At 72.9% G+C, this 21,942-nt stretch carries 19 protein-coding genes; 11 read left to right on the forward strand and 8 right to left on the reverse strand.

The genetic code is table 11. The features are described from left to right. The first annotated feature begins 18 nt into the window (after nucleotides 1-18). A complete protein-coding gene (locus tag OHB49_RS19490; protein ID WP_329161821.1) occupies nucleotides 19-753 on the forward strand; it encodes a futalosine hydrolase in 735 nt (244 codons plus the stop codon). Continuing rightward, nucleotides 737-1,603 carry a 1,4-dihydroxy-6-naphthoate synthase gene (locus OHB49_RS19495; protein ID WP_329161823.1) on the forward strand — a complete coding sequence of 289 codons (867 nt, stop codon included), beginning with the start codon at nucleotides 737-739 and terminating at the stop codon, nucleotides 1,601-1,603. The genes OHB49_RS19490 and OHB49_RS19495 overlap by 17 nt, the downstream gene beginning before the upstream one ends. Nucleotides 1,604-1,653: 50 nt before the next feature. Here OHB49_RS19495 and OHB49_RS19500 read toward each other — a convergent pair whose 3' ends face one another. Further along, the gene (locus tag OHB49_RS19500) at nucleotides 1,654-2,037 is read right to left on the reverse strand and encodes a cold-shock protein (protein WP_030926546.1); all 384 of its coding nucleotides are present in this window, start codon (nucleotides 2,035-2,037) and stop codon (nucleotides 1,654-1,656) included. 197 nt (nucleotides 2,038-2,234) lie between these two features. On the opposite strand from OHB49_RS19500, the gene OHB49_RS19505 reads away from it, so the two are divergent. Then, complete coding sequence (locus OHB49_RS19505) at nucleotides 2,235-2,471, forward strand: hypothetical protein (protein WP_030926548.1); 237 nt, start codon at nucleotides 2,235-2,237, stop codon at nucleotides 2,469-2,471. A 43-nt stretch (nucleotides 2,472-2,514) separates the two neighbouring features. Here OHB49_RS19505 and OHB49_RS19510 read toward each other — a convergent pair whose 3' ends face one another. Beyond that, nucleotides 2,515-3,141, reverse strand: coding sequence for an HAD family hydrolase (locus OHB49_RS19510; protein ID WP_329166546.1), 627 nt, complete (start codon nucleotides 3,139-3,141; stop codon nucleotides 2,515-2,517). Between the two features lie 136 nt (nucleotides 3,142-3,277). Here OHB49_RS19510 and OHB49_RS19515 point away from each other — a divergent pair, with 136 nt between their 5' ends. Genes OHB49_RS19515 through OHB49_RS19525 form a run of 3 tightly spaced genes read left to right on the forward strand, consistent with a single transcriptional unit; the run spans nucleotide 3,278 to nucleotide 6,209 of the window. Next, nucleotides 3,278-4,288: a FecCD family ABC transporter permease gene (locus tag OHB49_RS19515; protein WP_030975465.1), complete on the forward strand. Its 1,011-nt coding sequence runs from the start codon at nucleotides 3,278-3,280 to the stop codon at nucleotides 4,286-4,288. After that, nucleotides 4,285-5,361, forward strand: a complete 1,077-nt coding sequence (locus OHB49_RS19520; RefSeq protein ID WP_329161827.1) for a FecCD family ABC transporter permease — start codon at nucleotides 4,285-4,287, stop codon at nucleotides 5,359-5,361. The genes OHB49_RS19515 and OHB49_RS19520 overlap by 4 nt, the downstream gene beginning before the upstream one ends. Further along, a complete protein-coding gene (locus tag OHB49_RS19525) occupies nucleotides 5,358-6,209 on the forward strand; it encodes an ABC transporter ATP-binding protein (protein WP_030975462.1) in 852 nt (283 codons plus the stop codon). Before OHB49_RS19520 ends, OHB49_RS19525 begins: the two co-directional genes overlap by 4 nt. A 515-nt stretch (nucleotides 6,210-6,724) precedes the next feature. On the opposite strand, the gene OHB49_RS19530 is transcribed toward OHB49_RS19525, so the two are convergent. Next, complete coding sequence (locus OHB49_RS19530; RefSeq protein ID WP_329161829.1) at nucleotides 6,725-7,840, reverse strand: hypothetical protein; 1,116 nt, start codon at nucleotides 7,838-7,840, stop codon at nucleotides 6,725-6,727. A 76-nt stretch (nucleotides 7,841-7,916) separates the two neighbouring features. Here OHB49_RS19530 and OHB49_RS19535 point away from each other — a divergent pair, with 76 nt between their 5' ends. Both OHB49_RS19535 and OHB49_RS19540 read left to right on the forward strand, forming a co-directional pair. Beyond that, complete coding sequence (locus tag OHB49_RS19535; protein WP_030975458.1) at nucleotides 7,917-10,376, forward strand: helicase C-terminal domain-containing protein; 2,460 nt, start codon at nucleotides 7,917-7,919, stop codon at nucleotides 10,374-10,376. Nucleotides 10,377-10,588: 212 nt separating this feature from the next. Continuing rightward, nucleotides 10,589-12,232 (forward strand): DNA repair helicase XPB, encoded by a 1,644-nt coding sequence (locus OHB49_RS19540; RefSeq protein WP_030975456.1) that lies wholly within the window; start codon nucleotides 10,589-10,591, stop codon nucleotides 12,230-12,232. A gap of 97 nt (nucleotides 12,233-12,329) precedes the next feature. Here OHB49_RS19540 and OHB49_RS19545 read toward each other — a convergent pair whose 3' ends face one another. Beyond that, complete coding sequence (locus OHB49_RS19545; RefSeq protein WP_329161832.1) at nucleotides 12,330-12,557, reverse strand: hypothetical protein; 228 nt, start codon at nucleotides 12,555-12,557, stop codon at nucleotides 12,330-12,332. Nucleotides 12,558-12,940: 383 nt separating this feature from the next. On the opposite strand from OHB49_RS19545, the gene OHB49_RS19550 reads away from it, so the two are divergent. Continuing rightward, nucleotides 12,941-15,034 carry a HelD family protein gene (locus OHB49_RS19550; RefSeq protein WP_329161833.1) on the forward strand — a complete coding sequence of 698 codons (2,094 nt, stop codon included), beginning with the start codon at nucleotides 12,941-12,943 and terminating at the stop codon, nucleotides 15,032-15,034. A 67-nt stretch (nucleotides 15,035-15,101) separates the two neighbouring features. Here the strand turns inward: OHB49_RS19550 and OHB49_RS19555 are convergent, their stop codons facing one another. Then, nucleotides 15,102-15,809 carry a copper homeostasis protein CutC gene (locus tag OHB49_RS19555; RefSeq protein WP_329161834.1) on the reverse strand — a complete coding sequence of 236 codons (708 nt, stop codon included), beginning with the start codon at nucleotides 15,807-15,809 and terminating at the stop codon, nucleotides 15,102-15,104. 245 nt (nucleotides 15,810-16,054) lie between these two features. On the opposite strand from OHB49_RS19555, the gene OHB49_RS19560 reads away from it, so the two are divergent. Further along, complete coding sequence (locus tag OHB49_RS19560) at nucleotides 16,055-18,334, forward strand: heavy metal translocating P-type ATPase (protein ID WP_329161836.1); 2,280 nt, start codon at nucleotides 16,055-16,057, stop codon at nucleotides 18,332-18,334. A gap of 24 nt (nucleotides 18,335-18,358) precedes the next feature. On the opposite strand, the gene OHB49_RS19565 is transcribed toward OHB49_RS19560, so the two are convergent. The 3 genes from OHB49_RS19565 to OHB49_RS19575 are packed head-to-tail and all read right to left on the reverse strand — an operon-like array spanning nucleotide 18,359 to nucleotide 20,744. Beyond that, complete coding sequence (locus tag OHB49_RS19565; RefSeq protein WP_329161838.1) at nucleotides 18,359-19,219, reverse strand: biotin-dependent carboxyltransferase family protein; 861 nt, start codon at nucleotides 19,217-19,219, stop codon at nucleotides 18,359-18,361. Further along, nucleotides 19,216-19,998: a 5-oxoprolinase subunit B family protein gene (locus OHB49_RS19570; RefSeq protein WP_329161839.1), complete on the reverse strand. Its 783-nt coding sequence runs from the start codon at nucleotides 19,996-19,998 to the stop codon at nucleotides 19,216-19,218. Before OHB49_RS19570 ends, OHB49_RS19565 begins: the two co-directional genes overlap by 4 nt. Further along, entirely contained in the window at nucleotides 19,995-20,744 is a 750-nt protein-coding gene (locus OHB49_RS19575; RefSeq protein WP_329166547.1) for a LamB/YcsF family protein, read from the reverse strand. Before OHB49_RS19575 ends, OHB49_RS19570 begins: the two co-directional genes overlap by 4 nt. 174 nt (nucleotides 20,745-20,918) lie before the next feature. Between OHB49_RS19575 and OHB49_RS19580 the strand changes: the two genes are divergently transcribed. Then, a complete protein-coding gene (locus OHB49_RS19580) occupies nucleotides 20,919-21,635 on the forward strand; it encodes a GntR family transcriptional regulator (RefSeq protein ID WP_313938545.1) in 717 nt (238 codons plus the stop codon). Nucleotides 21,636-21,942 lie beyond the last annotated feature (307 nt).

The raw sequence follows: 21,942 nt of genomic DNA on the forward strand, positions 1-21,942 counted from the left end.
CCTGGGAGGACCCTCCCCGTGCGTGTGCTTGTCGTGACCGCTGTCCCGGTGGAACGGGACGCGGTCACGCGTGCGTTCACGGACGGGCCGCAGATCCTCGACGTGCCTGGCGCCGAGCTGCACCGCGCCGGTGCCTTCGATGTCGTCGCGGGCGGCGCGGGTCCGGCCTCCGCGGCCGCCGCGGCCGCTTTCGCCCTGGCCTCGGGGGCCGGGGCGGAGGTCGGTCCGGGCGCCGGGGCGGAACCGTACGGCCTGGTCGTCTCGGCCGGGATCGGCGGCGGGTTCGCGCCCGGAGCCCCCGTCGGTTCCCTCGTCGTGGCGAGCGGTATCGTCGCCGCCGATCTGGGCGCCGAGACCCCCGACGGTTTCGTGCCCGTCACCGCCCTTGGCTTCGGGCGGGAACGGTTCGTGCCGCCGCCCGGCCTGGTACGGGACGTGGCCGCGGCCACCGGCGCGCTGACCGGCGAGGTCCTCACCGTCTCCACCGTGACCGGCAGCGCCGGACGCGCCGCCGCTCTGCGCACCGCCCACCCGCACGCTGTCGCCGAGGCCATGGAGGGGTTCGGGGTCGCCGAGGCCGCCGAGCGGCTGCGCGTACCGGTGCTGGAGATCCGGGCCGTCTCGAACGCCGTCGGCCCGCGCGACCGGAACGCCTGGCGCATCGGCGACGCGCTGGCCGCGCTCACCGAAGCGTTCGGGAAGCTCACCCCCGTACTGGAAGGCTGGACCACTCCCCATGACCGACACCGCTGACACCACCGGCGACGCCCTGCGCATCGCCTTCTCGCCGTGCCCGAACGACACGTTCGTCTTCGACGCCTGGGCGCACGGCCGGGTCCCCGGCGCGCCCGCACTCGATGTCACGTTCGCCGACATCGACCTCACCAACGGCATGGCCGAGCGCGGCGAGCTGGACGTGCTGAAGGTGTCGTACGCGGTACTGCCCTGGGTCCTGGAGGAGTACGCGCTGCTGCCCTGCGGCGGGGCGCTGGGACGCGGCTGCGGGCCGCTCGTCCTGACGAAGGAGCCGGGTACGGATCTGACGGGGAAGACCGTCGCCGTGCCGAGCGAGCGCTCGACCGCCTATCTGCTGTTCCGGCTCTGGGCGGCGGATGTCGTCCCGGGTGACGTCGGCGAGATCGTCGTCATGCCGTTCGACGAGATCATGCCCGCCGTGCGCGACGGGAAGGTGGACGCCGGTCTCGTCATCCACGAGGCGAGGTTCACGTACCGGAACTACGGCCTGCACAGCCTCGCCGACATGGGCGAGCACTGGGAGTTGGCGACCGGTCTGCCGATCCCGCTCGGCGCGATCATCGCCAAGCGGTCGCTGGGCGCCGAGAAGCTGAAGGCGCTGGCCGATTCGGTGCGCACGTCGGTACGGATGGCCTGGGACGACCCGGAGGCGTCGCGGCCGTACGTGCTGGAGCACGCCCAGGAGATGGACCCGGCCGTGGCCGACCAGCACATCGGGCTGTACGTCAACGAGTTCACCGCGGACCTCGGCGAGAACGGCTACGCGGCGATCCGCGGACTGCTGACCCGCGCGGCGGCCGAGGGGCTGGTGCCGCCCCTCGGCCCGGACGCGCTGTCGTTCGCCTGACGGTGACGGGCGCCGTCCGGCGACAGGCTGTGCGGCCTGTCGCCGGTCCGCTATACGTCGAGCTGGTCGGCGACCGCGCGCAGCAGGCCGCCGATCTGCTTGCCGGCCGCCTTGTCGGGGTAGCGGCCCCGCTCCAGCATCGGCGTGATGTTCTCCAGCAGCGTCGTCAGATCCTGCACGATCGATGCCAGTTCGTCCGGCTTGCGACGCTGGGCGGCCGCGACGGACGGCGTCGGGTCCAAAATCGTCACCGATAGCGCCTGATCTCCGCGCTGACCTGCGACGACGCCGAATTCGACGCGCTGACCGGGCTTGAGGGCGTCCACTCCGTCAGGGAGCACCGACGAGTGGACGAACACGTCGCCACCGTCGTCGCGGGAAAGGAAGCCGAAGCCCTTCTCGCTGTTGAACCATTTGACCTTGCCAGTCGGCAAAGCACGCACCCCATCTCAACCTGTATGCCGGAACCAAGCCTCAGCAGGTCAGGCCGGACCATGGTCGTGCTCCCCTGCTGGCAGAAGCCTCCACAGGTGCAGTACCCCTCGTCAAGCCTGGTCATCCGGACTGTGTCCAGAAACGGCGCACTACGGGTGAAGAGGGGTTCTTCCGGGGTGGGAACTACCCTTGCGGGGTGAGTACTCCTCCTTCTGGTGCAGGCGACCGGCTCGTCCGGGTCGGCGCGATCGTCTTCTTCATCGGGGCGCTGGCCACGCTGGTCACAGTGGCCCCGCTGTTCCTCGGGACCGACCCGTTCCCGTCCATCGCGTACGCGGTGTGCATGTTGATGGGGGTGGGATTCCTGATCGCGGCGGCCGGCGTGGTGCGGTCGGCGTGGGCAGGGTCTCCGAAGCGGGACGCCACGCGGTAGAGCGAAAGCCGGGGGCGGCGGTGGTGTGATCCGCCGGACGGCCCTACGCGGCCCGGTAGGCGTCCAGCCAGGCCGGGAACTCCGTCAGGTTCTGCAGGATCACATCCGCGCCCGCCGCTCGCAGTTCGTCCGCGTCGCACGGGCCCGTCGTGACCGCCACCGACAGTGCCTCCGCCGTGCGGGCGCCGCGTACGTCCCCGGTGTGGTCGCCGACATACACGTGTGCGCCGTGCTCGCGCAGCGCCCGCGCCTTCCCCTCCGCCCACAGGCCGCCGACGATCTCGTCGGCCTCGATTCCGAGATGCGCCAGGTGGAGCCTGGCGTTCGGCTCGTACTTCGCCGTGACGACGATCGTCCGGCCGCCCCGCTCGCGGATCGCGGCGATGGACTCCCGGGCGCCGGGCAGCGCAGGGGTCGGGGTGATGGCGTGTGTGGGATAGATCTCCCGGTACCGGTCGGCCGTGGCGGCCACGGCGTCCGCCGGGAACCAGTTCGCCAGTTCGTCCTCCAGGGGCGGACCGAGCCTGCTGACCACCAGCTCGGCGTCGATCTGCCTCCCCGTCTCGGCGGAAAGCGCCTGGTAGGCAGCCTTGATGCCGGGCCGGGAGTCGATGAGCGTCATATCGAGGTCGAAGCCGACCGTCAGGGGGTGCGAAGCCATGGCCCCCATTGTGCCGAGGTCACGGATCTGCCCCTCGCCCTCCGGGCCCCATCGCACCCTGCCTAGACTAAGCCAAGCCTTACCTGGCTGTGCCGGCCCTGCGTGGCCGCACAGAGCCAGGTCGTCCAGTTTGTGATTGGGTCCGATGCCAGCCGCCGCACCTCGCCGCCACAGACGCGCTCTCGCGACGGCGACGGCCGTCCTGGCGCTGCTCGTGGCCGTCCTGCTCAGCCTTGCCGTGGGCGCGCGCACCATCGCGCCCTCCGCGGTGCTCGACGCCCTGCTGCACGGCGGGCACTCCGACGCCGCCGAAGTGATTCGCCAGTTGCGGGTGCCGCGCACCCTGATCGGGCTGATGGTCGGTGCGGCGCTGGCCCTCGCGGGCACGGTGCTCCAGGGCATCACCCGTAACCCCATCGCCGACCCCGGGATCCTCGGTATCAGCCAGGGCGCCTCGGTCGGCGTGGTGCTGGCCATCGCGTACGCGGGGATCCACACGCTGACCGGGTACGTCTGGTTCGCGTTCGCAGGGGCGGCCGTCGCGTCCGTCGCCGTGTACGCGATCGCGTCGCGCGGGCGCGGCGGGGCGACGCCGGTGAAGCTCGCACTGGGCGGGGCCGCGATCAATGCGCTGCTGGTGTCCGTGACGATGGCGGTGCTGACGACGAAGGCGTCCGCGCTCGACGAGTTCCGCTTCTGGCAGGTCGGTTCGATCGCCGGGCGGGAGGCCGAGGTGGCGCAGCAGATCTGGCCGTTCCTGCTGGTCGGCACGGTGCTCGTGCTGTCCGTGGCGCGGGGCCTCGATGCACTGGCGCTGGGCGAGGACGTGGCGAAGGGGCTGGGGCAGAAGGTCGCGACGGTACGGATCGTCGGCGGCGTCGGGGCCACCGTGCTGACCGGGGTCGGGGTGGCCGCGGCCGGGCCGATCGCGTTCATCGGGCTGGCCGTTCCGCACATCGCCCGCGCGATCGTCGGCAGCGACCACCGGTGGGTACTGCCGATGGCGGCGCTGATCGGCCCCGTGATGCTGCTGGTCTCGGACGTCATCGGCCGGATCGTCTTCCCGCCGGGCGAGGTCCCGGCGGGCGTGATGACGGCGCTGATCGGGGTGCCGTTCCTGGTCGCACTGGTACGTCGGAAGGCGGTCCCGGCATGAGCGGCACCCTCACCCGGACCCCGGTCCGGCCCGCCGGGTACAGCGTCGTAAGGATCGGGCCGCGCGGGCGGTTCCTGCTGCACCGGCGTGCGGCCGTCGCCGCGGCGGTCCTCGTCGTGCTGCTGGCGGTCGTCTGTGTCGCGTACCTCTGCGTCGGCGAGAGCTTCGTCGCGCCGGCCGAGGTCGTGAAGGTGATCCTCGGGCAGCCGTCGCCGTACGAACTGGTCGTCGGGACGCTGCGGCTGCCGCGGATGGTCGTCGGCCTGCTCGTCGGCGCGGCCTTCGGGATCGCCGGGGCACTGATCCAGACGGTGGCCCGCAATCCGCTGGCCAGTCCCGACATCATCGGCATCAGCCAGGGCGCGGGCGCGCTCACGGTCGGCGCGATGACGTTCGGCGTCACCTCGTACACCATGCTGCCGTATCTGTCGGTCATCGGCGGGATCGCGGCGGCGGCGCTCGTGTACGTCTTCGCGTGGCGCGGCGGGCTGCACGCCACCCGGTTCGTCCTCATCGGCATCGGCTTCGCCATCGCGCTGCGGTCCGTCACCACGCTGTTCCTGACCAAGGGCGACTATCTGGTCGCCCAGCAGGCGCAGATCTGGATGACGGGTTCGCTGAACGGCCGCGGCTGGAACGAGGTGGCGCCGATCGGCTGGACGCTGCTCGTGCTCCTACCGGCCGTCCTGTGGGCGGCTCGTGCGCAGCGCACCGTGTCGATGGACGACGACACCGCGACCGCGCTGGGGGTACGGCTGGGCCGGGTACGTCTGGGGCTCGTCGCGCTCGGTGTGATCCTGGCGTCCGTGGCGACGGGGACGGCCGGGCCGGTCGACTTCGTGGCGCTGCTCGCCCCGCAGGTCGCCCGCCGCATGACGCGTACCGCCCAGATCCCGCTGCTGTGCTCGGCGCTGCTCGGCGCAGTGATCGTCGTCTTCGGCGATCTGCTGGCGCGCAAACTCTTCTCGCCCACCGAGCTGCCGGTGGGTGTGCTGACGGCGGCGGTCGGCGCCCCGTATCTGATCTGGCTGATCGTCCGCGGTCACGGTGGCCGTAATGGAGGCAAGGCATGAGCTCGACCCGTACGTCCGATGCCGTGGCCGAGGCGACGACCGGCCGGCTCACCGCGCGCCGACTGACCCTCGCCTACGAGGACCGCACGGTCGTGCACGAGCTGGACCTGACGGTTCCCGACGGCCGGGTGACGGTCATCGTCGGCCCGAACGCGTGCGGCAAGTCGACCACTCTGCGCGCGCTGGGCCGGCTGCTCAAGCCGCGCGGCGGGGCGGTACTCCTCGACGGTACGGAGCTGTCCCGGATACCCACCAAGAAGATCGCCCAGTCGATAGGGCTGCTGCCGCAGACCCCGGTCGCGCCCGAGGCGATCACCGTCTCCGACCTCGTCGCCCGCGGCCGTCAGCCACACCAGCACTGGTGGCAGCAGTGGTCGGAGGAGGACGAGCGGGCCGTCACCGACGCCATGGACCGTACGGACATCACGGCGCTCGGCGACCGGTCCGTGGACGAACTGTCCGGCGGGCAGCGGCAGCGGGTCTGGATCGCGATGGCGCTGGCCCAGGAGACGGATCTGCTGCTGCTCGACGAACCGACGACGTACCTCGACATCTCGCACCAGGTGGAGGTCCTCGACCTGGTGCGCCAGCTCGCCGCACCGGCGGCCGACGGCAGCCGCGGCCGGACGGTCGTCACCGTGCTCCACGACCTGAACCAGGCCGCGCGGTACGCGGACCACCTGATCGCGATGAAGGCGGGCCGGATCGTCGCCGAGGGCCACCCGGCGGACATCGTCACCGCGGAGCTCGTACGCGAGGTGTTCGGCCTGGAGGCGGTGATCGTCCCGGACCCGGTGACGGGTTCACCCCTGGTGGTCCCGGGCGCCCCCTGGACCCCTGCGCGGTGATCCCTCCGGGGGCGCCTGCTTCCCGGCCCCGGTCCGGGACGGGGGGTCCGTCCTCAAGCGCCGGACGGGCTCGGGGTTGTGTTGCCCGGCAACGGCGTGAGGGCGCGTCCACCCGCGGGTGGGGTGGGCGGGGCCCCTCCGGGGCGTCTCCTCGGGACTGGCGCGGAAGCCCGCAACGCGGCGGGGCCCGACACGTACGCCAGCCCCTGCGGGGACTCCCCTGCACGGCCCCACCTACGCATCACCCGCGTCTGCGAACCGGTGGAACGCATCGCCGCACCCGCGGGACGGCCGGTCCGGGGCCGTGCAGGGGAGTCCCCGCAGGGTGACGAACAAAGACCCGGGCTCCCCCGCGTACCCGCCGAAGGTTCGTCGCCCGAGGAGACGCCCCGGAGGGGCCCCGGACCACCACCCACCGCACACGGCGACGACGGCCCCGGGAACCGGACACACACCAGGCCCGTCCGGCGATTGAGGACAACCGGCAGTCGGACGCCCCGGCACCAAGCCCCCGCCTACTCCACCCGCCGCCGCGCCCGCCACACCAGGAACAGCGCGGACGCCACCGCCGCCGCCCGCACCACCACCGGCCACACCCCGCTGAGCGCCTCGCCCATCCCGTCCTCCGGGATCGGCTCGCCCCAGCGCCCGTCCATCCGCCCCCACAGCCAGACCAGGCCGCCCGCCGCGACCGCCCCCGGCAGCCCCATCGAGGCCAGCTTGGCCTCCCTGCGCGAGAGCGTGCGTGAGCCGTACGCGAGCAGCCAGCCGCCCGCCAGGGCCACCCAGTACCCGGTCACCGCACCGGTGACCAGCAGCGCGGCGGCGAGCAGCAACAACGGGTGGGAGAACCGGAACCCCTTGTTCTCCCGTGGTGCACGCCGACGCAACCGCGGCCGCCACCGACCGCCCGGCGCGTCGTCCGCCCCGCCGGAATCAGCGCCGTCGGAGCCGGCCTCGGCACCGTCACCGCCCGCGCCCTCCTCCGCATCCGCACCGGCCCCCGCCGCGGTCTCCTCCACCGGCGGCCGCGGCGGCCTCAAGAGCTCGGCGATCTCCACCCCGCCGACGAACCCCGGCACCTCCACACCGTCCCCGAACGGCCCCGACTCGATACGCCACCAGTCGGGTTCGCTCCCGGACGCGCCCAGTTCGTCCGTCCCCGCCATGTGCGGCGGCGACGGCACCCGCTGGGCCGGCACATCGCCCCCCGAAGCCCCCGAGGCCCCTGTGGTCCCTGAGGTCTCCGGGGCCCGAGAGACCCCCGCCGCCCCCTCCGACGCGCCCTTGCGCGAAGTCTCTTTCCGGAGCGTCCCTCTGCGCGACCGGGGGATCCCCCGCGACTGCGGATCACCCGCATCCGGAGCCCCCGCCGCCCCCGGCAACGTCACCGTTCCGTCGGCCGACCGGGCCGCCGCGGCGACCAGTTCGTCCGGTGTGCCGAGCCGCCCGATGATGCGGCGCACCGCCGCCGGCGTGTCCGTGGCCTGGCTTCCGCGCTGCCGGTCGATCTCGGTGCGCAGTGCCGCCACGAGCCGCATCCGGGTGCCCGAGGACAGCTGTTGCTGCTGGGCCAGATCCCCGACCCGGCTCAGATAGTCGTAGACGAGCTGGTCGCTCTCGATCCCCACGCGATGGTTCCCCTCTGACCGGCCTGCACCGACGGTAGCGCCCTCGGGCCTGTCCGGAGCGACTACCGTGGGACGGATGGGGATGACCACACCACCGCGGACGCTCGCCGAAGCTCTGCGCGCCCGGGACGACGAGTCGTTGGCCGGGCTGCTCCGCGCCCGCCCCGATCTTCTGTCTCCGGTGCCGAACGACATCACCCAACTGGCGACGAGGGCCGGTACCCGGGCCTCTGTCGTACGCGCGCTGGAGCACCTCGACCGGTTCGCCCTGCAGACCGCGGAGGCGCTGGCCGTCGCGCCCGATCCGGCCCCGTACGAGACTCTGCTCGCCCTGCTCACCGGCGACGGCCAGGACGACGGCACGGCCCGCGACGACGCGGGTACGGCCATCCGGAGCGCGGCACCCGGCGCCCTCGCGACCCTGCGCGAACAGGCCCTCGTCTGGGGCGAGGACGACCGGCTGCGGCTGGTGCGTACCGCGCGCGAACTCCTTGCCCCGTCCCCGCAGCATCCCTCCCCCACCGGGCTGGGGCCGACCGTCGCCGAGGCCACGGCCGGCATGTCGCCGGGCCGGCTCCAGGAGATCCTGACGGCGGCCGGGCTGCCCGCCACCCATGACCCGGTCTCCGCCGTCGCCTCTCTGTCCGCGCTCTTCACCGACCGCACCAGGATGGGCGAACTGCTCGACACCGCGCCCGTCGAGGCCCTCTCGGTGCTGGACCGGCTGGTGTGGGGCCCGCCGTACGGGGAGGTGACCCCGAATCCGACGCCGCCCGTGAAGTGGCTGCGCGACCGCGGGCTGCTGCTGCCCGTGTCGACGCGCACGGTCGTCCTGCCGCGCGAGGCTGCCCTGCATCTGCGGGCAGGGCGCGCCCACCGCGTACCGGAGCCGTTGCCGCCCGCCGTCGTGGCGGTCGCGACACGCGATCCCCAGGCTGTGGACAGTGCGGCGGCGGGCCAGGCATTCCTGGCGGTGTCCACCGTCGAGGAACTCCTGACGAGCTGGAACGGCGGTGGCCCGCCGATACTGCGCGCCGGCGGCCTCAGCGTCCGCGAGCTGAAGCGGACCGCGGCCGTCCTCGACGTCTCCGAGCCGATCGCCACGTTCTGGCTCGAACTCGCCTACGCGGCCGGGCTGCTGGCCTCCGACGGCGAGGCCGACGAGCGGTACGCGCCGACTCCCGCATACGACGACTGGACCGAACTCCCCGTCCAGGACCGCTGGGTGCACCTCGCCACCACTTGGCTCGCCGCCACCCGCACCGCCGGCCTGGTCGGCGGCCAGGACGCCAAGGGCCGGGCCCTGTCCGCGCTCGGCCCCGACCTCGACCGCTCGGCCGCCCCCGAGGTACGCCACCGCGTCCTGGCCCTGCTCGCCTCGCTGGACCCCGGCACCGCCCCGGACCCGGAGACGCTGCTCGCCCGGCTCCGCTGGGAGCGGCCGCTGCGCGGCGCCTCCACCTCCGCCGGGAACACCACCGACCTGCGGTCCCGGATCGCCCTGTGGACGCTGAACGAGTCCGAACTCCTCGGCATCACCGGCCGCGGCGCGCTCTCCTCCCAGTCCCGCGCCCTGCTCGACTCCGGGCCCGCGAAGGCCGCCGCGCTGCTCGCCCCGCTGATCCCGGAACCCCTCGACCACGTGCTGCTCCAGGCCGACCTGACGGCCGTCGCGCCCGGCCCGCTGGAACGTCCCCTCGCCGACACGCTGTCCGTCCTCGCGGACATCGAGTCGAAGGGTGGGGCGACGGTCTACCGGTTCACGCCGGGCTCCGTACGCCGAGCGCTGGACGCCGGACAGTCCGCGGCCGATCTGCACGCGTTCCTCGCCGCGCACAGCCGTACGCCGGTCCCGCAACCCCTCAGCTACCTCATCGACGACGTCGCCCGCCGCCACGGCCATCTGCGGATCGGCGCCGCATCCGCGTACGTGCGCTGCGACGACGAGGCCGTGCTCAACGAGATCCTCGCCGACCGACGCTCGGCCACCCTGCGCCTGCGCCGCCTCGCACCGACGGCACTGGCCGCCCAGATCGACCCGGCGTCCCTGCTCGAAGGGCTGCGCGAGATGGGCTACGCCCCGGCCGCCGAGTCCGCCGAGGGCGACGTCCTGATCACCCGCGCGGGCACCCGCCGCACCCCGCTCCGTACACCGCCCGCCCCTGTCCCCGAGGGCCCGCCGGTCCCCGACGGAACGCTGCTGGGCGCGGCGGTACGGGCGATCCGCGCCGGGGACACGGCCGCGACGGTCGTCCACAGGGAGACGGACGGGACCGCCGCCGCCACGGCCGGCTCACTGCCCCGCACGACGTCCGCGGAGACCCTCGCGACGGTCCAGGCGGCGGCCATGACGGGCTCTGCGGTGTGGATCGGGTACGTCAACGCGGACGGCGCGGCCAGCCAGCGGGTCATCGCCCCGGTCCGGGTGGAGGGCGGCTTCGTGACGGCGTACGACCATACGGCGGACGAGGTCCGCACCTACCCGCTGCACCGGATCACCGGCGTCGCCGAACTGGCCGACGACGCCACCACCTGACCTCCCGGCCCAGCGGGACGAGCCACCGCCGGCGCATGCGTTCCACGGCCCGAGCGAAGTCACCGGCGGGCCGGGACACGTCCGCTACCGCCACGGCGAGCGAGTGGCCGGACATCCCGCCGGCCGTCACCTACGCGCCACCTACCCCGCATGCGGCACACTGGACGTTTGGCCGCACGGGCGGCCGCACCCCGTAGAAAGGGCCGAGACGCGTGACCGGACCCCTCATCGTCCAAAGCGACAAGACGCTGCTCCTGGAAGTCGACCACGACCAGGCCGATGCCTGCCGTCGCGCGATCGCGCCCTTCGCGGAACTGGAGCGGGCGCCCGAGCACATCCACACCTACCGGCTGACCCCCCTCGGACTGTGGAACGCGCGGGCCGCCGGGCACGACGCCGAGCAGGTCGTCGACGCGCTCGTGCAGTACTCGCGCTATCCGGTACCGCACGCGCTGCTCGTCGACATCGCCGAGACGATGGCCCGGTACGGCCGCCTCACGCTCTCCAAGCATCCGGTCCACGGGCTGGTGCTGACCTCCACGGACCGGCCCGTGCTGGAGGAGATCCTCCGGTCGAAGAAGGTCCAGCCGCTGGTCGGGGTCCGGATCGACCCGGACACCGTGGCGGTGCACCCGTCCGAGCGCGGGCAGATCAAGCAGACGCTGCTGAAGCTGGGCTGGCCGGCCGAGGACCTCGCCGGGTACGTCGACGGCGAGGCGCACCCGATCGAGCTGGCCGAGGACGGCTGGGCACTGCGGCCGTACCAGAAGCAGGCCGTCGAAGGGTTCTGGCACGGCGGCTCCGGTGTCGTCGTACTGCCCTGTGGTGCGGGCAAGACGCTGGTCGGGGCCGGTGCGATGGCGGAGGCCAAGGCGACCACGCTGATCCTGGTGACGAACACCGTCTCGGCCCGGCAGTGGAAGCACGAGTTGGTGAAGCGGACGTCGCTGACCGAGGACGAGATCGGCGAGTACAGCGGTACGCGCAAGGAGATCCGGCCGGTCACCATCGCCACGTACCAGGTCCTGACGACCCGCCGTAAGGGCGTCTACCCGCATCTGGAGCTGTTCGACTCCCGCGACTGGGGCCTGGTGATCTACGACGAGGTGCATCTGCTGCCCGCACCCGTCTTCAAGTTCACCGCCGACCTCCAGGCCCGGCGCCGGCTCGGCCTCACCGCGACGCTCGTCCGGGAGGACGGCCGCGAGTCGGACGTCTTCTCGCTGATCGGCCCCAAGCGGTTCGACGCGCCGTGGAAGGAGATCGAGGCGCAGGGGTACATCGCGCCTGCCGACTGTGTCGAGGTCCGGGTCAATCTGACGGATTCGGAGCGGCTGGCCTACGCGACGGCAGAGGCCGAGGAGAAGTACCGGTTCTGCGCGACGACCGCGACGAAGCGGAAGGTGACGGAGGCGCTGGTGCGCAAGCACCGGGGCGAGCAGACCCTCGTCATCGGGCAGTACATCGACCAGCTCGACGAGCTGGGCGAGCATCTGGACGCACCGGTGATCAAGGGCGAGACGAGCAACGCCCAGCGGGAGAAGCTCTTCGACGCGTTCCGCCAGGGCGAGCTCAGCGTCCTCGTCGTGTCGAAGGTCGCGAACTTCTCGATCGACCTGCCGGAGGCGACCGTCGCCATCCAGGTGTCGGGCACGTTCGGCTCACGGCAGGAGGAGGCACAGCGGCTCGGCCGGGTGCTGCGGCCGAAGGCGGACGGGCACGAGGCCCGGTTCTACTCGGTGGTCGCCCGCGACACGATCGACCAGGACTTCGCGGCACACCGCCAGCGGTTCCTGGCCGAGCAGGGGTACGCGTACCGGATCGTGGACGCGGACGAGCTGCTGACGGACAACTGAGCGACTGGATCGATCGGGTCCCGGCGCGGGCCGGGGCTCGTCGCCTCCGCGCCGGATGCTCATGCCGACGCACGCGTGCCCAGTGGCCCCGCCGTACTCAGTGTTCGCGGCGTACGGGGTGCTCGTGCTGTTCTCGAGGGTCGCGGCGGAGGACTCCTGCCTCCTCCGCGTACTCGCCGAGGACGACCACGCCGAACGCGGCGCGTGCGAAGACCTTCACAGCGCGCACGGCGTCGCCGACGTGGTGGGTGGGCGGGTGACCGGTGGCGGCCGTCGCGCCGTGCGCGGGACCGGTTCCGTGTGGGTTCAGGCTGGCGGTGCTCATGTAATCCATGGTCCTGCGCCCGTCCCGTGACGGCATCGGCCCACGGACGGAATCCCCGTGGTCTTCGCGTAGGCCTCCGGTCGGATGCCGTCCCCTACGGGTGGGACGGGGGGACCGGGGGTGGGCCGGGCAGCTCAATTCGTTCGACCCCGCCGATCGCGGTCGATACAATCGCCGGTCTGCCCGCCTCCCGCACCGTGGTACCGGCTCGTCGCCGGCAGCCGGGGGAGCGCCGCCGACCGGACGGAAACCGGCCGACAGTCGTACGTGCACCTGCGTGCGTACCCCGTGATCGATCCTCGAGCGGACCGCATCGCCCCCTGGCCGTGACCGGGAGCGAGCTGCGGGCCGCCGTCCTGCGTTGAAAAGCCGGAGGCAACACCGTGCCCGCGCACGAACACGAAAGCGACACCACCACCACCGATCCGCTGGCTCGCGAGCGCACCCATCTCGCGGCGTCCCGGGCCGCGTTGCGCGCCATGCGGGAGGACGCCCAGGCCCTCGACATCCGCGACGTCACCGCGAACTGGGTCAACGCCGCCGTCCTGCAGGCCCAGATCGACGAACGCATCAAGTCGCTCGCCGACCTCTCCCACACCCCGCTCTTCTTCGGGCGTCTCGACTATCTGCACCCGGTCGGTGCCGAGCAGGCCGAAGGCGCGGAGGGAGAGCAGTTCTACATCGGGCGTCGGCACGTCCATGACGCCGACGGCGATCCGATGGTCATCGACTGGCGTGCGCCGGTCTCGCAGCCGTTCTACCGGGCCTCGAAGAAGGATCCGCAGGACGTCGGACAGCGCCGCCGCTTCGGGTACACCGGCGGCGAGCTGACCGCGTACGAGGACGAGCACCTCAGCGACCCCACCGAGGCCGCGCAGACCAGCAAACTGCTCCAGGCGGAGATCGAGCGGCCGCGCGTCGGTCCGATGCGCGACATCGTGGCGACGATCCAGCCCGAGCAGGACGAGATCGTCCGCAGCGGGCTCGGCGGGACGGTGTGCGTGCAGGGAGGGCCCGGAACCGGCAAGACCGCCGTCGGCCTGCACCGGGTCGCGTATCTGCTGTACGCGCACCGTGACCGCCTCGCCCGCACCGGCACGCTGGTCATCGGGCCGAACCGGTCGTTCCTCCACTACATCGAGCAGGTACTCCCGGCCCTCGGTGAGCTGGAGGTGAAGCAGGCGACCGTCGACGATCTGGTGGCGGCGCATGTCGAGGTGCGGGGTGCGGACGCGGCGGAGGCGGCCGTCGTCAAGGGTGACGCCCGGATGGCGGAGGTGCTTCGGCGGGCGATCCGTTCGCATGTGACGCTGCCGACGGAGCCGGTGATGGTGGTGCGCGGTTCGCGCCGCTGGCGGGTACCCGCATACGAACTGGAGGAGATGGTCACCGAGTTGCTGGCCCGCGACATGCGGTACGGCGCAGCGCACGAGGCGCTTCCGCAGCGCATCGCGCACGCCGTCCTGGTGCGGATGGAGGAGGCCGGCGAGGCCCCCGACGACCGGGTGCAGAACGCGGTGGCCCGTACTCCCGCGGTCAAGGCGGCCGTGAAGGCGATCTGGCCCGCCGTCGACCCGGCGAAGCTGGTGCTGCGACTGCTGTCCGACCCGGAGTTCCTGGCCGCGCACGCGGACGGGCTGCTCACCGAGGACGAGCAGAAGACGATCCTGTGGACGAAACCGGCCCGGAGCGTGAAGTCGGCGAAGTGGTCGGCGGCCGACGCGGTGCTGATCGACGAGGCGAGCGATCTGGTGGCGCGTACGCACTCGCTCGGCCATGTCGTCCTCGACGAGGCGCAGGACCTCTCCCCCATGCAGTACCGGGCGGTGGGCCGCCGCTGCACGACCGGTTCGGCGACCGTGCTCGGCGACCTGGCGCAGGGGACGACGCCGTGGTCGACCGAGAGCTGGGCACAGGCGCTGCACCACCTGGGCAAGGAGGACGCGGTGGTGGAGGAGCTGACGGCGGGCTTCCGTGTGCCGAGGGAGGTCATCGCCTACGCGTCACGGCTGCTGCCGGTGATCTCGCCGGGCCTCGCGGAGGTGGAGTCGGTGCGTGAGTCGCCGGGTTCACTGGCGGTACGGGAAGTGGCCGGCCCGGCCGCTCTGGACGCGGCGGTACTCGCGGCGTGCGAGGAGTCACTGACGCAGGAGGGGTCGATCGGCCTGATCGCCGCGGACGCCCGGATCCCGGCGCTGGCGGAGGCGCTGACGGCGGCGGGGCACGCGTATCTGTCCCCCGGCGAGGAGACGACGGCCGAGTCCCGGCTGACGCTGGTCCCGGCGTCGCTGGCCAAGGGCCTGGAGTACGACTATGTGGTGCTGGACGAGCCGGCGGCGGTGGTCGACGGCGAACCGGACGAACGCACGGGCCTGCGCCGGTTGTACGTGGCGCTGACCCGTGCGGTGTCGGGGTTGACGGTGGTGCACGCGGCGGGGTTGCCGGAGGCGCTCGGGGGTACCGCGGCCGTCCGGTAGCCGCCGGGCCTCGATCGCCGGACGGGCTCGGCCCTCCCGTCCGTCCGGCGATCGAGGACGGGACCGGTCACTCCGGCGAGCCGCCGTGTCCGTCGAGCCGCGCCCGCCACTCCCGTACCGCCGCCACGTCCACCGGCGCGTCCCATCCCTCGGGTCGCGCCGCACCCCCGATGTGCACCGCGTCGATGCCCGCGGCCAGCAGCTCCGGCAGGTGTTCGAGCCGCAGCCCGCCCCCGACCAGGATCTGCGGCTCGTACCCGGGCTCGCCCTTCCGTGCCGCCTCGACGAGCAGCGTCGGGATGCCGTCGTCGACGCCGAGCGCCGATCCGGCCGTGAGGTACGTGTCGAGGCCGGGCAGGTCCGCCAGCTGCTTGCGCAGGGCGTCCCGGTCGGTGGCGCGGTCGATCGCGCGGTGGAACGTCCAGCTGCAGCCGTCCAGCTCGGCGACGAGCCGCTCGACGGCGACCAGGTCCGCGTGCCCCTGCGCGTCCAGGAAGCCGAGGACGAATTCCTCGGCGCCCTCGGCCCGCAGCTCGCGCGCCTTCCGCACGAGTACGTCGATGTCACCGGCCGCGAATCCGTCCGCCACCCTGAGCATCACCCGCAGCGGAATGTCGACTGCGGCACGGATCTTCGCGAAGGTCGCGCAGGACGGGGTGAGTCCGTCCGCCGCCATGTCGGTGACCAGCTCGAGCCGGTCTGCACCACCCGCCTGGGCAGCGACCGCGTCCTCCGCGTCGAGAGCGATCACCTCCAGGACTGCACGGTTGCTCATGGGACCCCATTCCTCCAGTAAACAGCTATAGGTCTAGTCCAATGGCCAGCCTACGGGTCAGTCGGCTGAAGGTGCAGCTTCCCTGCGGACGTGAAGATACGCGAGGCCGGAGGGGCACCCGGCGGCCGGACACACCCGGGTCCGCAGTCCGGCACCGGATCCACCCTTGCGCTTCATAGGGGAGGGGGGTATACATGCATCAGCATCAGATACCCCCTAGGGGTATATACGCCAGGGAGGACACCGTGCCCGCGCACACTGCCGCAACCGGCACCGGCACCACCGCAGAGGTCGAGCTCTCCATCGGCGGCATGACCTGCGCCTCGTGCGCGGCCCGCATCGAGAAGAAGCTCAACCGGATGGACGGCGTCACCGCCACCGTCAACTACGCCACCGAGAGGGCCAAGGTCAGCTACCGGGGCGAGGGCTTGTCCGTACAGGACCTGATCACCACCGTCGAGAAGACCGGCTACACGGCGCGGCAACCCGCGCCTCCGGTACGGACCGAGGGGTCCACGCCCGCCGCCGAGGACAAGGCCGACGCGCTCCGCCCGCTGCGGCAGCGGCTGCTCACCGCCGTCGTGCTCGCCGTCCCGGTGATCGCGATGGCGATGATCCCTGCGCTGCAGTTCATGTACTGGCAGTGGCTCTCACTGACCCTGACCGTCCCCGTCGTCACCTACGCGGCCTGGCCGTTCCACCGCGCCGCCTGGACCAACGCCCGGCACGGCTCGGCGACGATGGACACACTGATCTCCGTCGGCACGTCGGCCGCGTTCCTCTGGTCCGTATGGGCGCTGTTCTTCGGCACGGCCGGGATGCCGGGCATGACACACCCCTTCGAGCTGACCATCGGCCGCAGCGACGGCGCCGGGAACATCTATCTGGAGGCCGCGGCCGGAGTCACCGCGTTCATCCTGGCCGGCCGCTGGTTCGAGGCCCGCTCCAAGCGGAAGGCCGGCGCGGCACTCAAGACGCTCCTGGAGCTGGGCGCCAAGGAGGTCACCGTGCTGAGGGGCGGCCGTGAGGTGACCGTGCCGACGGCTGAGCTGCAGGTCGGGAACCGGTTCCTGGTCCGTCCCGGCGAGAAGATCGCCACCGACGGCACCGTCGTCGAGGGCGCCTCGGCGGTGGACGCGTCGATGCTCACCGGCGAGTCCGTGCCGGTCGAGGTCGGGGTCGGTGACGCCGTCACCGGTGCCACGCTCAACGCGGGCGGCCGGCTCGTCGTCGAGGCGACCCGGGTCGGCGCCGACACCCAGCTGGCACGGATGGCGAAGCTCGTCGAGGACGCGCAGAACGGCAAGGCGGCGGCCCAGCGGCTGGCCGACCGGATCTCGGCGGTGTTCGTCCCGGTCGTCCTGCTGATCGCGCTGGTCACCCTGGTCGTCTGGCTGCTTCTCACCAACGACGTGACGGCCGCGTTCACCGCCGCCGTCGCCGTACTGATCATCGCCTGCCCGTGCGCCCTCGGCCTCGCCACGCCCACCGCCCTCATGGTCGGCACGGGCCGCGGCGCGCAGCTCGGCATCCTGATCAAGGGACCCGAGGTCCTGGAGACCACACGCCGTATCGACACGATCGTCCTCGACAAGACCGGTACCGTCACCACCGGCCGGATGACCCTCCAGGACATCCACGTGACGGCGGGCACCGACACGTCGCAGGCGCTGCGGCTGGCAGGCGCCCTGGAGCACGCCTCCGAGCACCCCATCGCCCAGGCCGTCGCCACCGGCGCCCGCGAGCGGACCGCAGCGACACTGCCCGTCCCCGAGGACTTCACCGGCCTCGCGGGCCTCGGCGTCCAGGGTGTCGTCGAGGGCCACGCCGTCCTCATCGGCCGTGAGCAGCTGCTCGCCGAGTGGGAGATCCACCTGCCCGAGGAGCTGGCCCGGAAGAAGGCGGCGGCGGAAGCGGCCGGACGGACAGCCGTCGCGGTGGCCTGGGACGGCGAGGCGCGGGCGGTCCTGGAGGTCGCCGACGCGGTGAAGGACACCAGCGCCGAGGCGATCGCGCGGCTGCGGGCCCTGGGCCTGACACCCCTCCTCCTCACCGGGGACAACCGGGCGGTGGCGGAGTCGGTCGCGGCGGAGGTCGGGATCGACCGGGACGACGTGTACGCGCAGGTCATGCCCGAGGACAAGGTCGATGTCGTCAGGCGGCTGCAGACGCAGGGCCGCTCGGTCGCGATGGTCGGCGACGGCGTCAACGACGCGGCGGCGCTGGCCCAGGCGGACCTGGGCCTGGCGATGGGCACGGGCACGGACGCGGCCATCGAGGCCGGCGACCTGACCCTGGTCCGCGGGGACCTGCGGGCGGCGGCGGACGCGATCCGGCTGTCGCGGAAGACGCTGGGGACGATCCGTACGAACCTGTTCTGGGCGTTCGCGTACAACGTGGCGGCGCTGCCGCTGGCCGCGGCGGGGCTGCTGAACCCGATGATCGCGGGGGCGGCGATGGCGTTCTCGTCGGTGTTCGTGGTGGGCAACTCGTTGCGGCTGCGGGGGTTCCGCGCGGCGGTGTAGGACCGCACCCGACAGGCCCGGTGCTCAGCCCGCGCTCACGAACCGCACCCGGGTGCCCGGCACCGCCTGTGCCGCCCCCGCGAGTGCGGTCTCGTCCACGACCCCGACGACCGGGTAGCCCCCGGTCGTCGGGTGGTCGTTGAGGAACACCACCGGGCGGCCGTCCGGCGGCACCTGAATGGCGCCGAGCACCATCCCCTCACTGGGCAGTTCGCCCTCGTGGGCGCGCGCCAGGGCCGGGCCCTCCGTGCGCAGCCCGATCCGGTTGCTGTGCGGCGAGACCCGGTACGTGGCCGTGGTGAGCGTGCGCAGCGCCTGATCCGTGAACCAGGTGTGGCGGGGGCCGAGGCGTACGGGGAGAACGAGCTCGGCGGGTGCGCCCGGCCAGGGCACGGTGTCGGGGGCCGCGGGCCGCGACGCCTCGTGGCCCAGCGGCAGTACGTCGCCGTCGCGCAGCGGGGCCGGGCCGAGCCCGGAGAGCAGGTCCGCGGACCTGCTGCCCAGCACCGGTTCCGGCAGGAGACCACCCCCGAACGCGAGATAGCTGCGCAGCCCCTGCACCGCGGGGCCGGCGTCGAGCACCGCGCCCGCCGGTACGTGCACGGGTGTCCCCCAGGCCACGGGCCGTCCGTCGACCGTGACCCGGCAGGGCGCACCGCCGACGACGGCGACCACCGGCCGGTCCGGGCGGACCGCGCAGCCGGTGGCGGTCGTCTCCAACAGCGCCGCGTCCGCGGGGTTTCCGGCCAGCCGGTTGGCGAGGCGGCGGGAGGGGGCGTCCAGGGCGCCGGCGCGCGGCACCCCGAGGTGCGCCCAGCCGATACGGCCCGCGTCCTGAACGGTGGTCAGGGCTCCGGCCCTGACCACCTCGATGGCACCGGTCATGACCGCACCTCCGTCGCGACGAAGCGCACCCGCGCTCCGGGGCTCAGCAGGGCGGCCGGTTCGCGGGCCGGGTTCCACAGTTCGCCCGGCTCGGGCATCCGCCCGATGATCTGCCAGCCGCCGGGCGACGGGCGCGGGTACACCCCGGTGTACGCCCCCGCGAGGGCCAGCGCACCGGCCGGAACCCTGGTGCGCGGTGTCGCGCGGCGCGGCATGTGCAGGTGCTCGGGGAGGCCGGTGAGGTAGCCGAAGCCGGGGGCGAACCCGCAGAAGGCCACGCGGAATTCGGTCCCGGCGTGGATGCGGGGCACGTCGGCGACGGTGACGCCCCAGGCCGCCGCGACGTCGGCGAGGTCCGGGCCGTCGTAGACGACGGGGATCTCGACGGGCTCCCCGGTGTCGCGCCGCAGCGGCGGTACCTCCCAGGAGACGAGTTCCCGGGCGAGCCGCGCGCTGCCGTCCGCGGTGCGGTCCGCGATGCCGTCGAGCAGGACGGTCCGGGCACCGGGAACGATCTCGCGTACTGCGGGCAGTTCGCCGCGTGCGCGACGCCGCAGCAACTCGGCGTGGAAGGCCTCGGCGTGCTCACCGGAGGGCAACTCGACGAGCAGCGCCCCGGCCCCGACGGGAAGAACGCGGATGCCGGCCGGGGTGCTCGCGTCGCGGGACGGGCGGGCGCTCGCCCCCCGCGACCCGGACGTACGCGTGTCGTGGGCCTGTCCAGTGAGGACGCTCCGCTCGGCCGTGACCCCACGCGCGGCGCCGGCACCCGCGCTCATGCGAATGCCCGCACGGCCACGCCCGCTTCTTCGAGCGCCGCTCTGATCCTGCGTGCCAGCGCCGCCGCGCCCGGGGTGTCGCCGTGCACGCACAGCGAGCGTGCCGCGACGGGTATCCGGCTGCCGTCCGCGCCGGTGACGCCCCGGTCCACCGCCATCCCGACACTGCGGCGCACGACTTCGTCCTCGTCGTGCAGCACCGCGCCGGGCTCGCTCCGTGGGACCAGCGTGCCCTGCGGGGTGTACGCGCGGTCGGCGAAGGCCTCCTCGACGGCGGTGAGACCCGCGGCCCGGGCGTGGTCGAGCAGGCGCGACCCGGGGAGTCCGAGGACCGCCAGGTCCCCGCCGGCCAGCCTGACGCCCTCGACCACGGCTGCGGCCTGGTCGTCGTCCCAGACGGCGCGGTTGTAGAGGGCGCCGTGCGGTTTGACGTACGCGACCGTGGAGCCGGCCGCTTCGGCGAAGACCCGCAGGGCGCCGATCTGGTAGGCGATCTCGGCGGTGAGTTCGGCGGGTGGCACATCCATGGAGCGACGCCCGAAGCCGGCCAGATCGCGGTAGGCGACCTGGGCGCCGATCCGGACGCCCCTGGCTGCCGCGATGTCGCAGACCCGCCGCATCACGGAAGCGTCGCCCGCGTGGAAACCGCAGGCCACATTGGCACTGGTGACGCAGTCGAGCAGCGCGTCGTCATCGGTGAGGGTCCAGTGCCCGAACCCTTCGCCGAGATCCGCGTTGAGATCCATCGGGTTCGTCGGGCTCGCCGGGTTCGTCGGGTTCGTCAGATCCATCACGGGCGCACGCTAGCGATTGTTCAACAATCTGACAAGACCCGGCTTGGGGAGCGAGACACCCGTACGGTTCACTGGGCACAGAGTGCGCACCGGACGACGCGCACGGCAACAGGCGGAGGACGGGGCATGGCGGGGAATGCGGGCGGCCGGACCTCTCCGGATCTCTCGGAACTGGCGGCGGACAGTGCCTCCCTCGCCCGGTCCGGCACCGCCGAGCGGGTCGCCGCCATCCTGCGGGACCGGATCACCGAGGGCTACTTCCCGCCGGGCAGCCGGCTCTCCGAGGAGAGCATCAGCGGAGCCCTCGCGGTGTCCCGGAACACCCTTCGCGAGGCCTTCCGCCTGCTGTCGCACGAACGCCTCCTGGAACACCGGCTCAACAAGGGCGTCTTCGTGCGCGTCCTCGCCGTCGACGACCTGGTGGACATCTACCGGGTCCGGCTGCTCGTCGAGTGCGCCGCCCTGCGGACGCTGGGCGAGCCGCCGTACGACCTGACGGCCGTCGAGGCTGCCGTGTCGACGGGCGAGCAGGCGGCGCTGGCCGGCGACTGGCCGGGCTGCTCGACCGCCAACATCCGCTTCCACCAGGCCCTGGCCGGTCTCGCGAACAGCCCCCGCACGGACGAGCTGATGCGCAACGTCCTCGCCGAACTGCGGCTGGCCTTCCACGTGATGGCCGACCCGCGCCGGTTCCACGAGCCCTACCTCACCCGGAACAGGGAGATCGCGGACAGACTCGCCGAGGGCGACGCTGCGGGCGCCGAGCGGATGCTGGCCTTCTACCTGGAGGACTCACGGCGCCAGCTGGCGGAGGCGTACGCGGAGCGCCTGACCGCGCGATAGCCCCGCCCCGGGCACCCGCCGCACGGCGGCCCCACTCCGTTCGGCCCGGCGTTCGGCCCCGCGCCGGGCCGCGTCACGTGCGGAACGTTCCACAATCCGCGCGATCCCCCCGAGCCCCACCCCGCACGCCATGCGCCGGACTCCTTCCGGGCGAAACTGCAGATCAGGACCAAATCGCACCATCTGTCGCCCGTACCGACCGAACGGCGCACCGCCCGCCCCGGCCACACCGCTCCCTCACCTCACACTTTGCTATCCATGTAGCCCACACCCTTGTGGGTTTGTTGAACAATCGCTTAATGTCTCG

This window comes from Streptomyces sp. NBC_01717 (assembly GCF_036248255.1).
GTDB lineage: Bacteria > Actinomycetota > Actinomycetes > Streptomycetales > Streptomycetaceae > Streptomyces.

Bases quoted from the DNA above. Each gene is read 5' to 3' on its own strand.
- OHB49_RS19570 (WP_329161839.1), bottom strand. From the start codon at position 19,998: ATGAGCGCGGGTGCCGGCGCCGCGCGTGGGGTCACGGCCGAGCGGAGC.
- OHB49_RS19535 (WP_030975458.1), top strand. From the start codon at position 7,917: ATGGGGATGACCACACCACCGCGGACGCTCGCCGAAGCTCTGCGCGCC.
- OHB49_RS19515 (WP_030975465.1), top strand. From the start codon at position 3,278: ATGCCAGCCGCCGCACCTCGCCGCCACAGACGCGCTCTCGCGACGGCG.
- OHB49_RS19575 (WP_329166547.1), bottom strand. From the start codon at position 20,744: ATGGATCTCAACGCGGATCTCGGCGAAGGGTTCGGGCACTGGACCCTC.
- OHB49_RS19555 (WP_329161834.1), bottom strand. From the start codon at position 15,809: ATGAGCAACCGTGCAGTCCTGGAGGTGATCGCTCTCGACGCGGAGGAC.
- OHB49_RS19510 (WP_329166546.1), bottom strand. From the start codon at position 3,141: ATGGGGGCCATGGCTTCGCACCCCCTGACGGTCGGCTTCGACCTCGAT.
- OHB49_RS19580 (WP_313938545.1), top strand. From the start codon at position 20,919: ATGGCGGGGAATGCGGGCGGCCGGACCTCTCCGGATCTCTCGGAACTG.
- OHB49_RS19565 (WP_329161838.1), bottom strand. From the start codon at position 19,219: ATGACCGGTGCCATCGAGGTGGTCAGGGCCGGAGCCCTGACCACCGTT.
- OHB49_RS19495 (WP_329161823.1), top strand. From the start codon at position 737: ATGACCGACACCGCTGACACCACCGGCGACGCCCTGCGCATCGCCTTC.
- OHB49_RS19520 (WP_329161827.1), top strand. From the start codon at position 4,285: ATGAGCGGCACCCTCACCCGGACCCCGGTCCGGCCCGCCGGGTACAGC.
- OHB49_RS19545 (WP_329161832.1), bottom strand. From the start codon at position 12,557: ATGAGCACCGCCAGCCTGAACCCACACGGAACCGGTCCCGCGCACGGC.
- OHB49_RS19525 (WP_030975462.1), top strand. From the start codon at position 5,358: ATGAGCTCGACCCGTACGTCCGATGCCGTGGCCGAGGCGACGACCGGC.